Source organism: Allorhizobium sp. nf9_anc, from assembly GCF_056323085.1.
This window is the reverse complement of sequence record NZ_CM150481.1, coordinates 62,624-80,000: the sequence shown is the minus strand read 5'-3', so window position 1 is coordinate 80,000 and position 17,377 is coordinate 62,624. Positions and strand designations below refer to the sequence as shown.

The window sequence follows — 17,377 nt, the reverse complement described above, 5'->3', positions numbered from 1 at the left end:
GCTCTCTCGCTCAGAAGTGCCATCACCCACCAGCTTCAGGTCTCTCACTCCTATATGGGGACCGGCATGTCCGGATAAAAGGCCCGCTTTTCGCTTTACCCTTTGGTGATCAGCAACAGCACCACGAACATCGCGGGCACAGCTGCAAGCGCCGGAATAATGATCGCTGGATAGCCAAAGGCCAGAATGGCAAGCATCCAGACCATCAGCAGGTTCGCCACGAAGAGCACCTTGGCAGTGGTCGGCCCCTGGACCGCCTCCTTCAGCATCCAGCCAAACAGCGGCACTCTGTAAATCAATGCACCCATCGCTCTCTCTTTCTCTCTCTCGTCGTATCGGCGCTCAGGTAAGCTTCGGCCACCGGATCCGGCAATGTGGCAAATTGCCAATTGCCAATCCCCTGCAGCAATTGCTGCTGATGGTGTCGCAAACCGCTGGACATCAATCAGATGAGAGGCCTAAGTTTCTTCTGTGATGGTTTCGCCCGGACAAGACCCGACGGGCGGACGAAGAGGGAATACGGTGAGGACTACCCATCAGGGGCCGAAACCGTGGCTGCCCCCGCAACTGTGAACGGTGAGCGACGTCCGACATGCCATTGGCCTTGTGCTGATAAGGCGGACTGAAGCCCTGACCCGTGAGCCAGGAGACCTGCCATCACTTGGCGCCGTGAACACGGCATTACTCTTCCCGCGCGGTGGGCGCGGACGAAAGGACATTGTTATGCATATTGAACCCGGCGTCGTCGACGGCGCCAAACTCGCACTCAGCTATGCCACCGCAGCTCTTTCCTTTGGCCTGATGGCCAAGATGGCGAAGGACGACCTGCAGGCGAAGGCATCACCATCAGGCCTTGCCGGCAGGACACTTCTGACGACGGCTCTTGTCTTCTCTTTCTTCGAGGTTCTGCCACACCATCCGGTCGGTGTATCCGAGGTGCACTTGATCCTTGGCTCGACGCTGTTCCTGATCTTCGGCGCCGGTGCTGCCTCGATCGGTCTGGCACTTGGTCTCCTGCTGCAGGGGCTGTTCTTCGCGCCATTCGATCTGCCGCAGTATGGAATGAACGTCACGACGTTGATCGTGCCCTTGTTTGCCATCAGCCACATCGCTCGCCGGATCATCCCGGAGAAGAAGGCTTACGTTGACGTCAGCTACCGCGATGCGCTCGCTCTTTCGACCACCTATCAGGGCGGCATCGTCGCCTGGGTCGCGTTCTGGGCTCTCTATGGTCATGGCTTCACGACCGAGAGCCTGACCAGCATCGCCACTTTCGGTGCCGCCTATATGACGGTGATCCTTGTCGAACCGCTCGTCGACCTCGGCGTTCTCGCCGCCGCCAAGACACTGCGCAAGGCAACCGACAACGGGTTCTTCAACGATCGCCTGCACCACGCAGCGACCTGATATAAGATGACGTTGAGAGAGCGCATGGCCCATGCCATGCGCTTTTTCTTTGAAACAGCCCCCGCTTTCGGGTACCGCGAGGCAGAAACCGCACCTTTACAGCGTGCTCCGATCGCGAAGACCTCGAGGATAACAATGCGCGTCCTGTCCGAAGCCCATTACCCGGAACTGCCGAACTACTATCGTGGCAAGGTGCGTGAGAACTACGACCTGCCGGACGGAAGCCGCATCATCATCTCGACCGATCGCCTGAGCGCCTTCGACCGTATTCTGACCTGCATACCTTATAAGGGCCAGGTTCTGACGCAGACCGCGCGCTACTGGTTCGACAAGACCAGCGACATCTGCCCGAACCATGTGATCGCCTATCCGGACCCGAATGTCGTTGTCGGCAAACGCCTCGATATCCTTCCCGTCGAGATTGTTGTCCGCGGCTATCTCGCCGGCACGACGGGCACCTCGATCCTCACTCTCTATAAGAAGGGCGAGCGCCAGATGTACGGGATCACCCTTCCCGACGGCATGCGCGACAACGAGAAGCTTCCGACCCCGATCATCACGCCGACGAGCAAGGAGTTCGACGGTGGCCATGACGAGCCGCTGACACCGGCCGAAATCGTGGAGAAGAAGCTCCTGACCGCCGAGCAGTGGGAAACCCTGTCGCGCTACGCCCTTGCGCTCTTTGCACGCGGGCAGCAGCTCGCCGCGGAACGCGGCTTGATCCTCGTCGACACCAAATATGAGTTCGGCACGGATGAGAACGGCACGATCATCCTGGCAGACGAGATCCACACACCCGACAGTAGCCGCTACTGGATCGCTGAAAGCTATCCGTCGAGCTTCGAAAAGGGCGAGCGCCCGCAGAGCTTTGACAAGGATTTCGTCCGGGCCTGGGTCGCTGAGCGCTGCGACCCCTATGTCGATCAAATCCCGGAAATCCCCCAGTCGCTGGTCGAAGAGACCTCCAAGGTCTATATAAAGGCTTATGAAGCGATCACCGGTGAGACCTTCGTGCCTGATGACAGTGGCGAGAGCCCTTCGGTTCGGGTCCACGACAATCTGGTGCGCTACATCGGCTAGGAGGAGGCCGAAACGTCATGGATCACGGTTATCGCGCCCCACCAGGCAGCTGTGCAGGGCCTGAAAAAGCCAAGGTAGTTCGCCGCCCGCGCAAATCTGCCGAGGAAACCCGTGAAGAGATCCTGAACACGGCCGAAAGCCTATTCCGCACCCATGGTTACGCCAGTGTCGCGATCGCCGACATTGCGGCAGCACTCTCCATGTCGCCGGCGAATGTCTTCAAGCATTTCCGCACCAAGACCAGTCTCGTCGATGCGATCGCAACACGCGCCATCGAGGAGACGGTCGCGTCCCTGCGAGGCTTGCCACAGAACCGTCCGGCACCCGAACGCTTGTATGCGCTTGCCCACCATCTGATGCAGGAACATGTCTCCGGCCGGCTGGATGCGCCATTCGTCTTCGAGATGATCCTCGTGACCATCACCGAAGAGCTCGACTGTGGCGACCGTTTCCGCAAGATGGTCGTCGAAATGATCGCCGACATCATCGACGCCGGTATCCGCGAGGGCTGCTACCACGTGACCGACATTCCCCGTTTAGCCAATTCGGCGTTCGATGCCCTGTCCTGCGTCATTCATCCTGTCATGACAGGATTGGAAAAGGCTGACATTATGGCAACACGATGCAAGGATGTTGTCGCGTTGATCGACGCAGCCATGCGCTTGCCACTTGTTAAGTGACGATACCTGGATTACGTCACTTTCCATCGAGACCTGCCATCGTGTCAGACGGTCGGGCCGTGTTCTGTGTCGAGGGGACATAATCTCCTGGCGTAAGCGGCCCTCACCTTGAACGACCGCCATATTTTGGGATGTTCCATGCGCCGAAGCCTCAAGTTCGCCTCTGTTCTTCTTGCCTGCACCGCGGCACTCGCGAGTTGCAGCGATCAGGAAACGGCCCAGAACCCCGGCGGCGGAGCCCCCGACGGCGAGCGGCCACCCGCAGCCGTCAGCGTGGTGCTGATGAAGAAGGCACCGCAGACGCTGACCACGACACTCCCGGGACGCGCCGCCGCATTCCAGATGGCAGAGATCCGTCCGCGCGTCAGCGGCGTGATCAAGGAAATTGCCTTCAAGGAAGGCAACGAGGTCAAGGAAGGCGATCTCCTTTACAAGATCGAGGACGACACCTACCGCGCAGCCCAGGCACAGGCCCAGGCGAGCCTGCAAAAGGCAGAGGCCGGTGTGCCGACCGCGCAATCCAACCTGGCACGCCAGGAACGTCTCGTCGGCAGCGGCGCGACCCAGGTTGAGCTGGAAAACGCCCGCGTGACGCTCCTCCAGGCGGAAGCTGATGTCGCCCAGGCGAGAGCCGCCTTGCGCTCCTCCGAGATCGAACTTGCCCTGACCGAGATCCGCGCGCCCTTCGAAGGCGTGACGACGGCATCGCGCTACTCGATCGGCAACGTGGTGACGGCAAACCAGACCGACACGCTGATGACGCTGCGCCGTCTGGATCCGATCTATATCGACCTGACGGAATCGAGCGTCAATCTCCTGCGTCTTCGCGAAGCAATCTCTGCTGGCCGTATCAACCGCACCGAAAATGGCGCGACCGACATCCGGTTGACCCTTGAAAATGGCCATGAATATCCGGTCGTCGGCAAGCTCGACATGTCGGAAATGGCCGTGAGCCAGACGACCGGTACCTTTTCCATCCGCGCAGTCTTCGACAACCCGGATGGCCTCATCCTGCCGGGCATGTATGTCCGGGCAACCGTCAGCGTTGGCACCGAAGAAGGCTTCCTGATCCCCCAGCGCGCCGCGACCCGCAGCGCCAACGGGGAGCTTTCGGCAAAGTTCGTCACCGCTGACAACAAGGTCGAGACACGCATCTTCGATGACGCACAGGTCTCGGGCAGCAACTGGCTCGTCGCCTCCGGCATCTCCGACGGTGACAAGCTGATTGTCGATGGGTTCCAGTGGATCGGCGATGGGGCACCTGTCCAGCCAGTCGAAGCGAAGATCAACGCGGACGGTATCGTCGAAGAGACCGCGGCTCCGGCTGCCGCCCCTGCTGCACAACCGTAATTGTGCGACAGGCAAGGCAACAGAGGCGTAAAGGATAACCCATGGCCCAGTATTTCATCCGTCGCCCGATCTTCGCTTGGGTGATCGCGATCATCATCATGCTCGGGGGCGCTTTGGCGATCTCGACGCTGTCGATCGCTCAGTACCCAGAAATCGCGCCGACGACGGTGCAGATCTCGGCAAGCTATAACGGCGCCAGCGCCGAAACGGTCGAGAAGTCCGTGACTTCGATCATCGAGGACGGCATGACCGGTCTCGACGATCTCACTTACATGACCTCGTCGTCGAGCACCGGCTCCGCGAGCGTAACCCTGACCTTCGGCAACTCCATCGATCCGGAAATCGCCCAGGTTCAGGTTCAGAACAAGCTGCAGCTCGTCCAGTCGCAGCTGCCGGACATCGTCCAGACGGCCGGCATCTCGGTCACGCGCTCCACGTCCAGCATTCTACTCGTCGGCGCCCTTGTTTCGACGGACGGTGCACGCAGCAACGTCGAACTCGGCGACATCTTCTCCTCGCAGATCGAGGACCAGATCAAGCGTCTGGAAGGCGTCGGCAGCATCGAAGTCTTCGGCACTGGTTATGCCATGCGCGTGTGGCTTGACCCGTTCCAGCTCAACAAGTTCCAGCTGACACCCACGGACGTCACCACGGCGATCCAGGCCCAGAATACGCAGGTTTCCGTTGGCGCTCTCGGCAGCCAGCCGGCTCCGGCAGGCCAGCAGTTGACCGTAACGGTGACGGCACAGAGCCAGTTGCAGTCTGTCTCTGACTTCGAATCCATCATTCTGAAGACGGAAACAGACGGTGCAACGGTGCGCCTGAGCGACGTCGCCCGTATCGAGATCGGCCAGGAAAGCTACGGCACGAAGACCCGCTCCAACCGGAACCCGGCAACCGGCTTCGCCGTCAACCTTGCGACCGGCGCCAATGCACTTGATACGGCCGCCCGCGTGAAGTCGCAGCTTGAGACGATCGCGCCTTCGCTGCCGGAAAACGTTGTCATCACCTATCCCTATGACACGACGCCCTTCGTCCAGCTGTCGATCGAAAAGGTCGTTCACACGCTGATCGAAGCCATCGTTCTGGTCTTCGTGGTCCTGCTTGTCTTCCTCCAGAACCTGCGCGCAACGATCATCCCGATGATCGCAGTGCCCGTGGTGCTTCTCGGAACATTCGGCATCCTTGCGCTGACGGGATATTCGATCAACACGCTCACCATGTTTGCCATGGTGCTTGCGATCGGCCTCCTTGTCGACGACGCCATCGTCGTCGTGGAAAACGTCGAACGCATCATGTCGGAGGAAGGCCTCTCCCCGCTTGAGGCGACAGAGAAGTCGATGGGCGAAATCACCGGCGCGATCGTCGGCATCGCTCTCGTTCTGACCGCCGTCTTCATCCCGATGGCTTTCTTCGGCGGCTCGACCGGCATCATCTATCGCCAGTTCTCCGTGACGATCGTCTCGGCCATGCTGCTCTCGGCTCTCGTGGCCATCGTGCTGACACCGGCCTTGTGCGCAACGATGCTCAAGCCGATCGACCATCACAAGGAGAAGCGCGGCCTCGGCGCGTGGTTCAACCGCAACTTCGACAGTGCGACCGGTGGCTACGTGTCCTCGATCGGTTATCTGCTGAAGCGCCCGTTGCGGGTCATGCTGATGTTCGCGATCGTCATTGGCGGCATGAGCTGGCTTTTCCTGCGCCTTCCCTCTTCCTTCCTCCCGGAAGAAGATCAGGGCGTGCTGATGACCATCGTGCAGCTGCCGAACGGCGCCACGGTCACGCGCACGGAAGAGATCATCAAGAAGATCGAGGACTTCTATCTCGACAAGGAAAAGGACGCGATCCAGGACGTCTTCTCCGTCTCGGGCTTCTCCTTCACCGGATCGGGCCAGAACTACGCCCTTGTCTTCGCCAAGCTCAAGGATTTCGAGCTGCGCGAGGAGCCTCAGCTTGCCGCTTCGGCAGTCGTCCAGCGCGCCATGGGCTACTTCTTCACCCTGCGCGACGCTCAGGTATTCCCGCTGCAGCCGCCGGCAATCCCGGGTCTCGGCACATCGAGTGGTTTCTCGATGTATCTGGTGGACAGCGGAAAGAACGGCACGGAAGCACTGACGGCAGCGGCCCAGCAATTGATGCAGGCCGGCAGCGCCGACGCCAATGTCAGCTCGCTGCGCACCAACAACCCACCGGCCGAAACACAGCTCAAGCTGCTGCTCGACCAGGAAAAGATGGGCGCAATGGGTCTCGACGTGGCGACCGTGAACAGCATGCTGTCGATCATTTTCGCCGGCCGCGACGTGAACGACTTCACGCTGAACGGAGAATTGAAGCCGGTCTACGTTCAGGGTGATGCGCCCTATCGTATGCAGGAGACCGCAATCAACGACTGGCACGCCCGCAATTCGACCGGCGAGATGGTCCCCTTCTCCTCCTTCGTCAAGACGGAGTGGATCAGCGGTGCCCCGACGCTTAGCCGATATAACGGCGTCGGTGCGATCTCGATGGAAGGTGCAGCAGGTGCGGGCGTAAGCTCGGGCACGGCCATGGATACGATGGAGCAGCTCACCGCCAACATGAGCGGCGGCTACACGGTCGCGTGGCAGGGCATTTCCTACCAGGAGAGACTGTCCGGGTCCCAGGCACCGCTGCTTTACGCGCTGTCGGTTCTGATCGTCTTCCTCTGCCTCGCCGCACTCTATGAAAGCTGGTCGATTCCGTTCTCGGTCATCATGGCGGTTCCCGTGGGCGTGCTCGGCGCAGTGGCCGCGGCATACTTCTTCGGCCAGTCGAACGACGTCTATTTCAAGGTCGGTCTTCTGACCACGATCGGCCTGGCTGCGAAGAATGCGATTCTCATCGTGGAGTTCGCCAAAGACCGCCAGGCTGCCGGATTGAGTGTCATTGATGCAACACTCGAAGCTGCAAAGCTCCGACTGCGTCCGATTATCATGACGTCTCTCGCCTTCATACTGGGCGTTGTGCCACTGGCAATTGCAACGGGCGCAGGCTCTGCGGCGCAGAATTCGATCGGTATTGGCGTTCTTGGCGGCATGTTCACCGCTACAGCGCTCGGAATCTTCTTCGTACCGTCGTTTTTCGTGATCATTCGGCAACTCTTCGGCGGTGCAAAACCGAAAGAAGAGCTGTCTAAGGGGTGATTGACAAACTACGTTAAGGAATTATTGCGTAGGCTGCTGCGGTAGCCTGCGTGAGTAAAGCGGTCGCCGGCAAAGGTATCAATAGAACCTTCGCGGCTCGACCGGGGGACAATTACAGGAAAACGTGATGCTGAAAATTCGCGCTGCCGCACCTCTCGCAATGCTCCTCCTCTCCGGTTGTGTCGTTGGACCCGATCACGAGGCCCCTCAAACGACACTCCCCGTCAAGTTTTCCGAGGGCAGCACGCGTGCCGCAGCGGACGTAACACTGGCTCCCTGGTGGACCGCTTTCAACGACCGCCGGTTGAACGGCCTGGTCGAAACGGGCCTCTCCCAGAACCTCGACGTCCTCCAGGCAATTGAACGAATCACCTCGGCGGAAGCCAATTTCGAATCGGCCGACTCTGCTGCGTTCCCGCAGCTCAACGTAGCTGCCGACCATCAGGTTTCGAAGACCAATGCAAGCGGCGCGCTTTCGACCCGTGACAGCGACACGACCAACACATCGACTGGCACGGCCAGCGTCTCGTGGCTGATCGATCTCTTCGGCCAGTATCGCCGGTCGAAGGAAAGCGCGAAGGCTTCGCTGGACGCAGCCTATGCAAGCGCTGACGTGGCGCGCCTGACCTTCCTGTCGAGCGTCGTATCGGCCTATGTCGATGCGCGCTACTATCAGGAGCGCATCGCGATCGCCCGCAAGAACCTGACATCGCGCCGCGAAACGCTTGAACTGACCCGCCTTCAGCTCGAAGCAGGTGCCGCCTCGCGTCTGGACGTCGTCCAGTCCGAAGGTCTGGTGAACTCCACGCTCGCCGAAATCCCGGCCCTCGAAATCTCCTTCCGCCAGTCGGTCCACCGGATTTCGCTGCTGCTTGGCTTGCCCGCAACCAGCTTGCTCGCCGACCTTCAGAAGGGCGCGGCCCAGCCCTACGCACGCCGCGGCGTGAGTGCCGGCGTTCCCGCCGACCTCATCCGCAACCGCCCCGACATCCGCGCTGCCGAACGCAGTCTCGCAGCCGCGACTGCCGAAATCGGTGTCGCCGAAGCAGCGCTTTACCCGTCGATCTCGCTCAGCGGCTCGATCTCGCCGACGCTGGTCGCGACATCGGCTGCCAGCGGCAAGGCAACGTCCTGGGGCTTCGGTCCGAGCCTCGACCTGCCGATCTTCGACGCCGGGGCTCGCCTCGCCAGAATCAAGGCGAATGAAGCCGCAGCTCGCGAAGCCTATCTCGCCTGGAAACAGACCGTGCTGAACGCCGTTTCCGAAGTCGAGAACGCACTCGTTGCCGTCAGCCGCACGCGCCAGACGGTATCCGCCCTGACCGCCACCGTCCGCTCCTACGAAGAAGCCCTGTCGCTCGCCACCGCGAGCTACCGTGACGGCGCTTCCTCGCTGCTCGACGTGCTGGATGCTCAGCGCAACGTCGCAAGCGCCCAGGCAAACCTTGCCCAGGCCGTCCAGCAGCTGGCGAATGGTTACGTGTCCCTGAACGTCGCCATCGGCGGCGGCTATGCCTGGGATGGCGCCAAGACCGTAGTCGCAAGCAACTAAGCGCCGACATCCAAACCATATGAGAGCCCGGCACCGGAAACGGTCGCCGGGTTTTCTTTGTCTGACTTAGAAAGTGGCCGGCGTGTTGATCCAGATAAGCACGGTTTCGCCGCTCGAGATGTTCCGCCAGGAATGCGGCCTGCGGCTCTCGAAATAGAAGCTGTCCCCGGCATTCAGCTCGAAGAACTTGTCGCCATCAAGAATGATCTCAAGGCTGCCTGAGAGCATGTAGAGAAACTCCTCGCCCTCGTGCTGATAGGCACCTTCACTCGATGCACCGGGCGCCAGCTGGAAGCGGTTGCATTCCATCGCGTTCCGGCCCTCGGCCAGCACTTGCACGGCAACACCGGACGAGGTGGTGGGCCATGAAGCCCACTTGCCGTCGCGGATCAGGGATTCTCCGCCCCTCCCCTCTTCCTGGCCGCTAAGCGAGGCCAGTGTCGTGCCGAGATGGCGCGCGACCTCATGCAGGGCCGTGAAGGACAGGCCCTGGGAGGTGCGCTCAAACGTCGACAGCTGTGAAACCGCAACCCCCGTCGCCTGCGCAACACTCTCCAGCGTTTTGCCAGCCTCGCGCCGCAAGCGACGGATCCGGGTGCCAGGGCGGATATCGGAGGCATCATCCTCACCCTCGACAACGTCTTCATCGGCCTCCGAGGAAACTTCGCGCAGGCTCTCGCGGATTGCTGCCGGGTTCAGGCCTCTTTCACTCCTCAACCAGGCAATGTGCTTCAGGCGATCCACCAGCGCCCGGTCATAGAGCCGCTGCCCCGTGGCCGTACGGATTGGCTGGATCAGATCCTGCGTTTCCCACAGCCGCAGCGTGGAGGGCGAGACGCCCGCCATTCTGGCAGCTTCTGCAATCTTGAACCGGATGTCGTCCACGCTGCCCCCAAGGAAATGTCGCAGTCACGGGTGATAATGCCGATAAAGCATATTGCAAGTCTACAGAAAAAATGTAGGAAATATGAAACCGCGTGATCGCAGTCGGATGCGACGCCGCTGGCAACCCTTCGCACAGGACGAAAACGATGAAGAACGCCGAAATCTCAGCCCGCAAGAATGACGCCATTTCCCGCGGCGTTGGCATGACCACGCAGATCTATGCCGACAAGGCTGAGAACTCGGAGATCTGGGATGTCGAAGGCCGTCGCTACATCGACTTCGCCGGCGGCATTGCCGTTCTCAACACCGGCCATCGTCACCCGAAGGTCGTCGAAGCCGTCAAGGCCCAGCTCGATCGCTTCACGCACACCTGCCACCAGGTCGTCCCTTACGAGAACTATGTCGCGCTCGCTGAGCGCTTGAACAAGATCGTACCCGGCAACTTCGAAAAGAAGACAATCTTCGCGACAACAGGCGCCGAAGCCGTCGAAAACGCCATCAAAATCGCCCGTTGCGCCACCGGCCGCTCAGCAGTCATCGCGTTTACCGGCGGTTTCCACGGACGTACCTTCCTCGGCATGGCGTTGACCGGCAAGGTCGTTCCTTACAAGGTCGGCTTCGGCCCGATGATGGGCGACGTCTTCCACGTGCCCTTCCCGCTCGAAATGCACGGCATCGACGTCGAGACCTCTCTCGACGTACTCGACAAGCTGTTCAAGGCAGATGTCGACCCGAAGCGCGTTGCAGCCATTATCCTGGAACCCGTCCAGGGCGAAGGTGGCTTCTATGATGTTCCGCGCGCCCTCATGAAGGCACTGCGCGAACTCTGCGACGAACACGGTATCCTGCTTGTCGCCGACGAAGTGCAGACAGGCTTTGCCCGCACCGGCAAGCTGTTTGCCATGGAGCATTACGACGTGGTTCCGGACCTGACGACGATGGCGAAGAGCCTCGCCGGCGGTTTCCCCCTCTCGGCTGTCACCGGCCGCGCCGAACTGATGGATGCCCCCGGCCCCGGCGGCCTCGGCGGCACCTATGCCGGCAACCCGCTGGCGATCGCAGCCGCCCATGCCGTTCTCGACGTCATCGAAGAAGAGCAACTCTGCGACCGCGCCAACCAGCTCGGCAACCGGCTGAAGCAGCGCCTCGAAGCGATCCGCGCCGATGTACCCCACATCATGGATATCCGTGGTCTCGGCTTCATGAACGCCGTCGAATTCAAGGTCCCGGGAACCGACAAGCCGAATGCGGATTTCACCAATGCGGTGCGTTTGAAGGCGCTGGAGAAGGGCCTGATCCTTCTCACCTGCGGCGTCTACAGCAACGTCATCCGCTTCCTCGCCCCGATCACCATCCAGGACGAGGTCTTCAACGAGGCGCTCGATCTGATCGAAGCCTCGATCCGTGAAGTTGCAGCAGGAGCCTGAGGCATGACCATTTCGAAAGTTCTGACCGACAAACTGAAGGATCCGACACTGGCGACGGACAAGTCGCTGGTCGGCAATGACTGGCTAGCCGCAAGCCAGTCGGGCAAGACCTTCGAGGTCACCAACCCCGCAACGGGGGAAGTCATCGCGGTTCTCCCTGATGTGAGCAAGGCGGAGGTCAGCAAGGCCATCGATGCGGCACATGCCGCACAGAAGGCCTGGGCGAAGAAGACCGGCAAGGAGCGCGCAGCTGTCCTGCGCAAACTGAACGACCTGATGGTCGCCAATGCCGACGACCTCGCAACCATTCTGACGATGGAAATGGGCAAGCCCTGGGCCGAAGCCCGCGGCGAAATCCTTTATGGTGCATCCTACGTCGAGTGGTTCGCCGAGGAAGCCAAGCGCGTCTACGGCGACACGATCCCCGGCCATCAGGCTGACAAGCGCATCATGGTCATCAAGCAGCCGGTCGGTGTCGTCGGCGCCATCACGCCGTGGAACTTTCCGAATGCCATGCTCGCCCGCAAGGTTGCCCCGGCTCTCGCCGTCGGTTGTGCGATGGTATCGAAGCCTGCCGCCCAGACCCCGCTTTCGGCACTCGCCCTTGCGATCCTCGCCGAGCGCGCCGGCCTGCCTGCCGGCCTGTTCTCGGTACTGACCTCGACGGACGCAGCCATGGTCGGCCAGGAATTCTGCGCCAATGACAAGGTGCGCAAGCTGACCTTCACCGGCTCCACCAATGTCGGCCGCATCCTGATGCGCCAGGGTGCCGACCAGATCATGAAGCTCGGCCTGGAACTCGGCGGCAATGCGCCCTTCATCGTCTTCGATGATGCGGATCTCGATGCCGCGGTCGAAGGTGCGATGATCTCCAAGTACCGCAACGCCGGCCAGACCTGCGTCTGCGCCAACCGTCTCTATGTTCAGTCGGGCATCTACGACGCGTTTGCCAAGAAGCTCGCCGAAAAGGTCGGCCAACTGAAGGTTGGCAACGGCTTTGCCGAAGGCGTGACGACCGGCCCGCTGATCGATTCCAAGGCGATCGACAAGGTCAAGGAACACGTCGCCGATGCCGTCTCCAAGGGTGCCAAGGTCGCCCTCGGCGGCAAGCCGTCCTCGGCTGGCGAACTCTTCTTCGAACCGACGATCCTCACCGGTGTGACCACCGATATGAAGGTCGCGACCGAAGAGACCTTTGGCCCGGTGGCACCTCTCTTCAAGTTCGAGACCGAAGACGAAGTCGTCGAACTCGCCAACGCCACAGAGTTCGGCCTCGCCTCCTACTTCTACTCGAAGGACATCGCCAAGATCTTCCGGGTCGCGGAAGCCCTCGAATACGGCATGGTCGGCGTCAACACCGGCCTCATCTCGACGGAAGTCGCACCCTTTGGTGGCATCAAGCAGTCGGGTCTCGGCCGCGAAGGGTCGAAATACGGCATCGATGACTATACCGAGATCAAGTACATCTGCCTCGGCGGCATCGCCTGATCGCATGCGAGATCCCCGGCCCAGCGCCGGGGATTTTCATTCCGGCTCACTCGGTGAAAAGATCCGATCCGCCACCGAGTGGCCAAGTTCGGCCAGTGCCTCGAAGTGGCTTTGCCGAGCAGACGCCTGCCGCCAAAAGAAGCCGATATCCCGCACCCCCTGCCAATGCTCGATCGTCAGGAGTTTGATCCCGTCCTCCTTGGCAAATTCCGATCGCACATAGAGTTCCGGGAAAAGCGAAAGACCCATCTCGATCGAGACCATCTGGCGGATCGCGTCGAGGCTCGACCCTTCGTACTCTTCGGCGAGCGTGGCACCCGACATGTCGGCGAGACGCCTCACCTCATCCATCAAGCGATGCCCCGGACCGAGCGTGAGCAGCCTCTCGCCCTTCAGCTCATCCGGCGAAATCGTGTCGAACGCAGCCAGCCGGTGCGCCTTGGGCACGCCGAGGAGGATCCGCTCCCGGCAGATCTGGAGCGAGACGAAACCGTCTTCGGAAGATGGCAGAGGTCCCAATCCACAATCCGTCTCCCCCTGCAGCACTGCCTTCTCCAACTGACGCGGCCGATCCTCGCGGATGTAGATCTTGAGCTCAGGATAGCGCTTGTGCAGCGGCGGCAGGAGATAGGGCAGGAAGTAGGGTCCGAACGAGGGTGCGACCCCTAGCCGGATGGCACCGCCGAGATTAGCTTTCGATCCTGTCGCAACCGCACGGATTTCATCGAGACCATTAAGGATGACCTTCGCAGCCGTGATGACTTCGGCACCGACGGGCGTCGGCACGACCTGTCCGGGCATGCGATCGATCAGCGTCACTCCGAGCTGCTTCTCAAGCAGCGCCACCTGCACCGAGAGCGTCGGCTGCGAGACATTGCAACGCTTTGCGGCCTCGCCGAAGTGCCCTGTCTCGCCCAGCGTGACGAGATACTCCAACTGCCGGTGACTGGGTCGAAAAGGCATTGCCGAACCTCATAGAGAAAAACTATCAGTTTTATATAATCAATGAATTGGAACAATCAATCAAGGCGGGTCATATAGGTGAGGCACGAAAGGAGATCGCCATGAAGCAACTGCTCAAAGCCCTGAGAGCCCGCCATTCGATCGTCGCCGCCAAGATTGACGAGGAACAGCGCCGTCCGCAGCCTGATGGCATCAGGGTCCGCGCCTTGAAGAAGATCAAGCTGCACTTGAAGGAGCAGATCATGTTGCTCGAGCGGGGCGATGCCATGAAGGCAACTGCCGCCCGCCCCAAGGCGTCGAACTTCGGCAGTCCCATTCTCGCCGGACGCTGATCACGTAAGCGCTCCGTGATGGCGCGAGCGTGACCGGCGAGAACGGCCGGCGGGGCACCCTGCGCCCCGCCGGCATTAGGGGAAATGACGAGCAAACAAAAAGCCCGGCGTGGTCCACGCCGGGCTTTTAGGTATCGGTCGAGCTACAGCTCTTAGTTCTTGGCGCGCTCGACGTAGGAATTGTCTTCGGTCGCGATGACGACGCGGATGCCGGCGTCGACATGCGGCGGCACCATGGTGCGGATACCATTGGAAAGCATCGCGGGCTTGTAGGACGACGACGCCGTCTGGCCCTTGACGACCGGCTCCGTCTCGGTGATCTCCAGCGTGACATGACGCGGCAACTGCAGAGCAAGCGCAATGCCTTCATGCATCGACAGAATGCAGACCATGCCTTCCTGCAGATAGGCCTTCTGATCACCCATCGTCTCGACGTCCACCACGACCTGGTCGTAGTTCTCAGGGTTCATGAAGTGGAAGCCTTCGCCGTCCTCGTAGAGGAACTGGTGGTTCACGTCTTCAACGAACGCGCGCTCGACCTGCTCGGTCGTGCGCCAGCGTTCCGAAACCTTCACGCCATCGACGATGCGGCGCATGTTGACCTGGGTGACCGGCGTGCCCTTGCCCGGGTGGAAGTTTTCGGCAGTCAGCACGACGTAGAGCTTGCCGTCCACGTCGATGACATTGCCCTTGCGCACGGACGAGGCGATAATCTTGACCATTGGAATTCCTTGTATCTGCGTAAGACCCGTCGTAAAGGACGGCGGTCCCGACGGACCTCTATGAATTTCTCGGGCGCAACTAACCCAAATCCGGTAAAATAGCCAGCCCGTGTTGAGAAATGGACCGAGATTCCGGCATGATTGACAGCCGCCGATCATCCCCTCCGTGGTGGCGCGCTTCCGTGCATGCGGACCGTCGCCCTTTCCTGATCGGTCGCAATCGGATCCAGGCCGCTTTCCGCGCGCATTTCGCCGGGGACGACTTCGTGGAGGTCGACACTGCGACCCTGCAGGTTTCGCCCGGCAACGAAGCCCATCTGCATGCCTTCCAAACCGAAGCGATCGGCCACGATGGATCTGCTGTGCCTCTTTACCTGCACACATCGCCGGAATTCGCCTGCAAGAAACTGTTGGCTGCCGGCGAGCCGAAAATCGTCTGTTTCGCCCATGTTTACCGCAATCGGGAACGCGGCCCCCTGCACCATCCGGAATTCACCATGCTGGAATGGTATCGCGTCGGCGCGGGCTATGAACGGCTGATGCAGGACTGTGCCGATCTGATTGCGCTCGCTGCGCGGACTGCGGGCACGCAGCAATTTGCCTTTGGCGGCAAGACCGTTGACCCATTCGCGGAACCGGAACGCATCTCGGTGGCAGACGCATTTACTCGCCACGCCGGCATCGACCTGTTGGCCACCATTGCCGCAGATGGCCGCACGGATCGAAACGCGCTGCTGACACAGGTGCAGGCGGCCGGCATGCGAGCCGCCGACGACGACACATGGGCGGACCTGTTCAGCCGCGTCATCGTCGAAAAGGTCGAACCGAACCTCGGCAACGGCCGCGTCACCATTTTAGACCGCTACCCTGTCGCCGAGGCAGCCCTTGCCCGCCCCTGCGCCGACGATCCGCGCGTTGCAGAACGCTTCGAGGTCTATGCCTGTGGTGTCGAGCTTGCCAATGCCTTCGGCGAACTGACGGACCCGGCCGAACAGCGCAGGCGCTTCGATGCAGAAATGGCGGAGAAGCAGCGCGTCTACGGCGAAACCTATCCGCTCGACGAGGACTTCCTCGAAGCCTTGCAAGAAATGCCGGAAGCATCGGGGATCGCGCTCGGCTTTGACCGCCTCGTGATGCTGGCAACCGGCGCATTGAGGATCGACCAGGTGATCTGGGCGCCGGTCGCGGAGACGCATCTTGGCTGAGGCGACCACCCTGCGCAGTGTCAGCGACCTCCTGTCCAAAGGCCTTGTTACGACGGCTGAGGCAACGCAGCTTGATGCCGTCGCCGAACGTTACGCCATCGCATTGACGCCGACCGTTCGGGCTTTGATCGATCCCAACGACCCTCGCGATCCGATCGCCGCCCAATATGTGCCAACGGCCGCCGAACTTGTCGAACATCCCGACGAGCGGGCAGACCCCATCGGCGACCATCCGCATTCGCCGGTCGAAGGCATCGTGCACCGCTATCCCGACCGGGTCCTGCTCAAGCTCGTACATACGTGTCCGGTCTATTGTCGTTTCTGCTTCCGCCGCGAAATGGTCGGGCCACAGGGCGACGGCAATCTCTCAACCGAGGCCCTGAAGGCGGCACTCGATTACATCCGCGCCGACGAGCGGATCTGGGAAGTGATCTTCACAGGCGGCGATCCGCTGATCCTCTCCCCACGACGCCTGCGCGAGGTCATGCAGGAGCTCGCAACGATCGCCCATGTCCGGATCGTTCGCATCCACACGCGAGTTCCGGCCGTCGATCCAGCGCGCATCTCCGAAGCCTTGACCGAGACCCTGCAGACCGGCGGCAAGACGCTCTATCTCGCACTGCATGTGAACCATGCGCGCGAACTCACGCCAGAGGTTCGCCAGGCATGCACCCGTCTGGTCGCAGCGGGCGTGCATCTGGTTAGCCAGAGCGTTCTGCTGAAAGGCGTAAACGACAATGCCGATACGCTTGCGGATCTCATGCGCGGTTTTGTCGAGATCGGCGTGAAGCCCTATTACCTGCACCATCCCGACATGGCGCCCGGCACCGGGCATTTCCGGCTGACCATCGCCGAGGGCCAGGCCATCATGCGAGACCTGCGCACCAAGCTCTCCGGCCTCTGCATTCCGCACTACATCCTCGACCTGCCGGGCGGCCACGGCAAGGTTGAGATCGGTACGGATAGCCTGCGCCAAGTTGAACCAAATCGATACATCGTTCTCGACCGCCACGGCAAAGAACACGTCTACAAGGGCTAACTCGACCCTGATTGCAGCCGAAACCGCGAAAACCAGCTCCTTTCCGCCGGCTGATGCAGCCCGTTCATTCTGATTTTACCGAAACG

At 61.0% G+C, this 17,377-nt stretch carries 15 protein-coding genes and 1 riboswitch; of the genes, 11 read left to right on the top strand and 4 right to left on the bottom strand.

The window, feature by feature from the left end; all coding sequences use genetic code 11:
* Positions 1–95 precede the first annotated feature (95 nt).
* Positions 96–308 (bottom strand): hypothetical protein, encoded by a 213-nt coding sequence (locus AC02Y0_RS00355; protein ID WP_476381506.1) that lies wholly within the window; start codon positions 306–308, stop codon positions 96–98.
* A gap of 150 nt (positions 309–458) precedes the next feature.
* Positions 459–673, top strand: a riboswitch (cobalamin riboswitch).
* A 50-nt stretch (positions 674–723) separates the two neighbouring features.
* Between AC02Y0_RS00355 and AC02Y0_RS00350 the strand changes: the two genes are divergently transcribed.
* From AC02Y0_RS00350 to AC02Y0_RS00325, 6 genes are all read left to right on the top strand, one after another.
* Positions 724–1,407: an energy-coupling factor ABC transporter permease gene (locus AC02Y0_RS00350; protein ID WP_476381504.1), complete on the top strand. Its 684-nt coding sequence runs from the start codon at positions 724–726 to the stop codon at positions 1,405–1,407.
* 135 nt (positions 1,408–1,542) lie between these two features.
* A complete protein-coding gene (locus AC02Y0_RS00345) occupies positions 1,543–2,487 on the top strand; it encodes a phosphoribosylaminoimidazolesuccinocarboxamide synthase (RefSeq protein ID WP_476381502.1) in 945 nt (314 codons plus the stop codon).
* Positions 2,488–2,504: 17 nt separating this feature from the next.
* Entirely contained in the window at positions 2,505–3,167 is a 663-nt protein-coding gene (locus AC02Y0_RS00340) for a TetR/AcrR family transcriptional regulator (protein WP_476381500.1), read from the top strand.
* A 138-nt stretch (positions 3,168–3,305) separates the two neighbouring features.
* Positions 3,306–4,517 carry an efflux RND transporter periplasmic adaptor subunit gene (locus AC02Y0_RS00335; protein WP_476381498.1) on the top strand — a complete coding sequence of 404 codons (1,212 nt, stop codon included), beginning with the start codon at positions 3,306–3,308 and terminating at the stop codon, positions 4,515–4,517.
* A gap of 41 nt (positions 4,518–4,558) precedes the next feature.
* Positions 4,559–7,678, top strand: a complete 3,120-nt coding sequence (locus AC02Y0_RS00330; RefSeq protein WP_476381496.1) for an efflux RND transporter permease subunit — start codon at positions 4,559–4,561, stop codon at positions 7,676–7,678.
* 127 nt (positions 7,679–7,805) lie between these two features.
* The gene (locus tag AC02Y0_RS00325; protein ID WP_476381495.1) at positions 7,806–9,230 is read left to right on the top strand and encodes an efflux transporter outer membrane subunit; all 1,425 of its coding nucleotides are present in this window, start codon (positions 7,806–7,808) and stop codon (positions 9,228–9,230) included.
* Between the two features lie 66 nt (positions 9,231–9,296).
* On the opposite strand, the gene AC02Y0_RS00320 is transcribed toward AC02Y0_RS00325, so the two are convergent.
* A complete protein-coding gene (locus tag AC02Y0_RS00320; RefSeq protein WP_476384114.1) occupies positions 9,297–10,076 on the bottom strand; it encodes a cupin domain-containing protein in 780 nt (259 codons plus the stop codon).
* A 185-nt stretch (positions 10,077–10,261) separates the two neighbouring features.
* Here AC02Y0_RS00320 and AC02Y0_RS00315 point away from each other — a divergent pair, with 185 nt between their 5' ends.
* Together AC02Y0_RS00315 and AC02Y0_RS00310 are read left to right on the top strand one after the other, a co-directional pair.
* Positions 10,262–11,542: a 4-aminobutyrate--2-oxoglutarate transaminase gene (locus AC02Y0_RS00315; protein WP_476381493.1), complete on the top strand. Its 1,281-nt coding sequence runs from the start codon at positions 10,262–10,264 to the stop codon at positions 11,540–11,542.
* Positions 11,543–11,545: 3 nt separating this feature from the next.
* A complete protein-coding gene (locus AC02Y0_RS00310; RefSeq protein WP_476381491.1) occupies positions 11,546–13,030 on the top strand; it encodes an NAD-dependent succinate-semialdehyde dehydrogenase in 1,485 nt (494 codons plus the stop codon).
* A gap of 36 nt (positions 13,031–13,066) precedes the next feature.
* On the opposite strand, the gene AC02Y0_RS00305 is transcribed toward AC02Y0_RS00310, so the two are convergent.
* Positions 13,067–13,993 (bottom strand): hydrogen peroxide-inducible genes activator, encoded by a 927-nt coding sequence (locus AC02Y0_RS00305; RefSeq protein WP_476381489.1) that lies wholly within the window; start codon positions 13,991–13,993, stop codon positions 13,067–13,069.
* Between the two features lie 101 nt (positions 13,994–14,094).
* On the opposite strand from AC02Y0_RS00305, the gene AC02Y0_RS00300 reads away from it, so the two are divergent.
* Positions 14,095–14,325 (top strand): YdcH family protein, encoded by a 231-nt coding sequence (locus tag AC02Y0_RS00300; RefSeq protein ID WP_076397817.1) that lies wholly within the window; start codon positions 14,095–14,097, stop codon positions 14,323–14,325.
* Positions 14,326–14,477: 152 nt separating this feature from the next.
* Here the strand turns inward: AC02Y0_RS00300 and efp are convergent, their stop codons facing one another.
* A complete protein-coding gene (efp, locus tag AC02Y0_RS00295; protein ID WP_476381487.1) occupies positions 14,478–15,047 on the bottom strand; it encodes an elongation factor P in 570 nt (189 codons plus the stop codon).
* Between the two features lie 137 nt (positions 15,048–15,184).
* Here efp and epmA point away from each other — a divergent pair, with 137 nt between their 5' ends.
* Together epmA and AC02Y0_RS00285 are read left to right on the top strand one after the other, a co-directional pair.
* Positions 15,185–16,252 carry an EF-P lysine aminoacylase EpmA gene (gene epmA / locus AC02Y0_RS00290; RefSeq protein WP_476381485.1) on the top strand — a complete coding sequence of 356 codons (1,068 nt, stop codon included), beginning with the start codon at positions 15,185–15,187 and terminating at the stop codon, positions 16,250–16,252.
* Positions 16,245–17,291 carry a lysine-2,3-aminomutase-like protein gene (locus AC02Y0_RS00285; RefSeq protein ID WP_476381483.1) on the top strand — a complete coding sequence of 349 codons (1,047 nt, stop codon included), beginning with the start codon at positions 16,245–16,247 and terminating at the stop codon, positions 17,289–17,291. The genes epmA and AC02Y0_RS00285 overlap by 8 nt, the downstream gene beginning before the upstream one ends.
* Positions 17,292–17,377 lie beyond the last annotated feature (86 nt).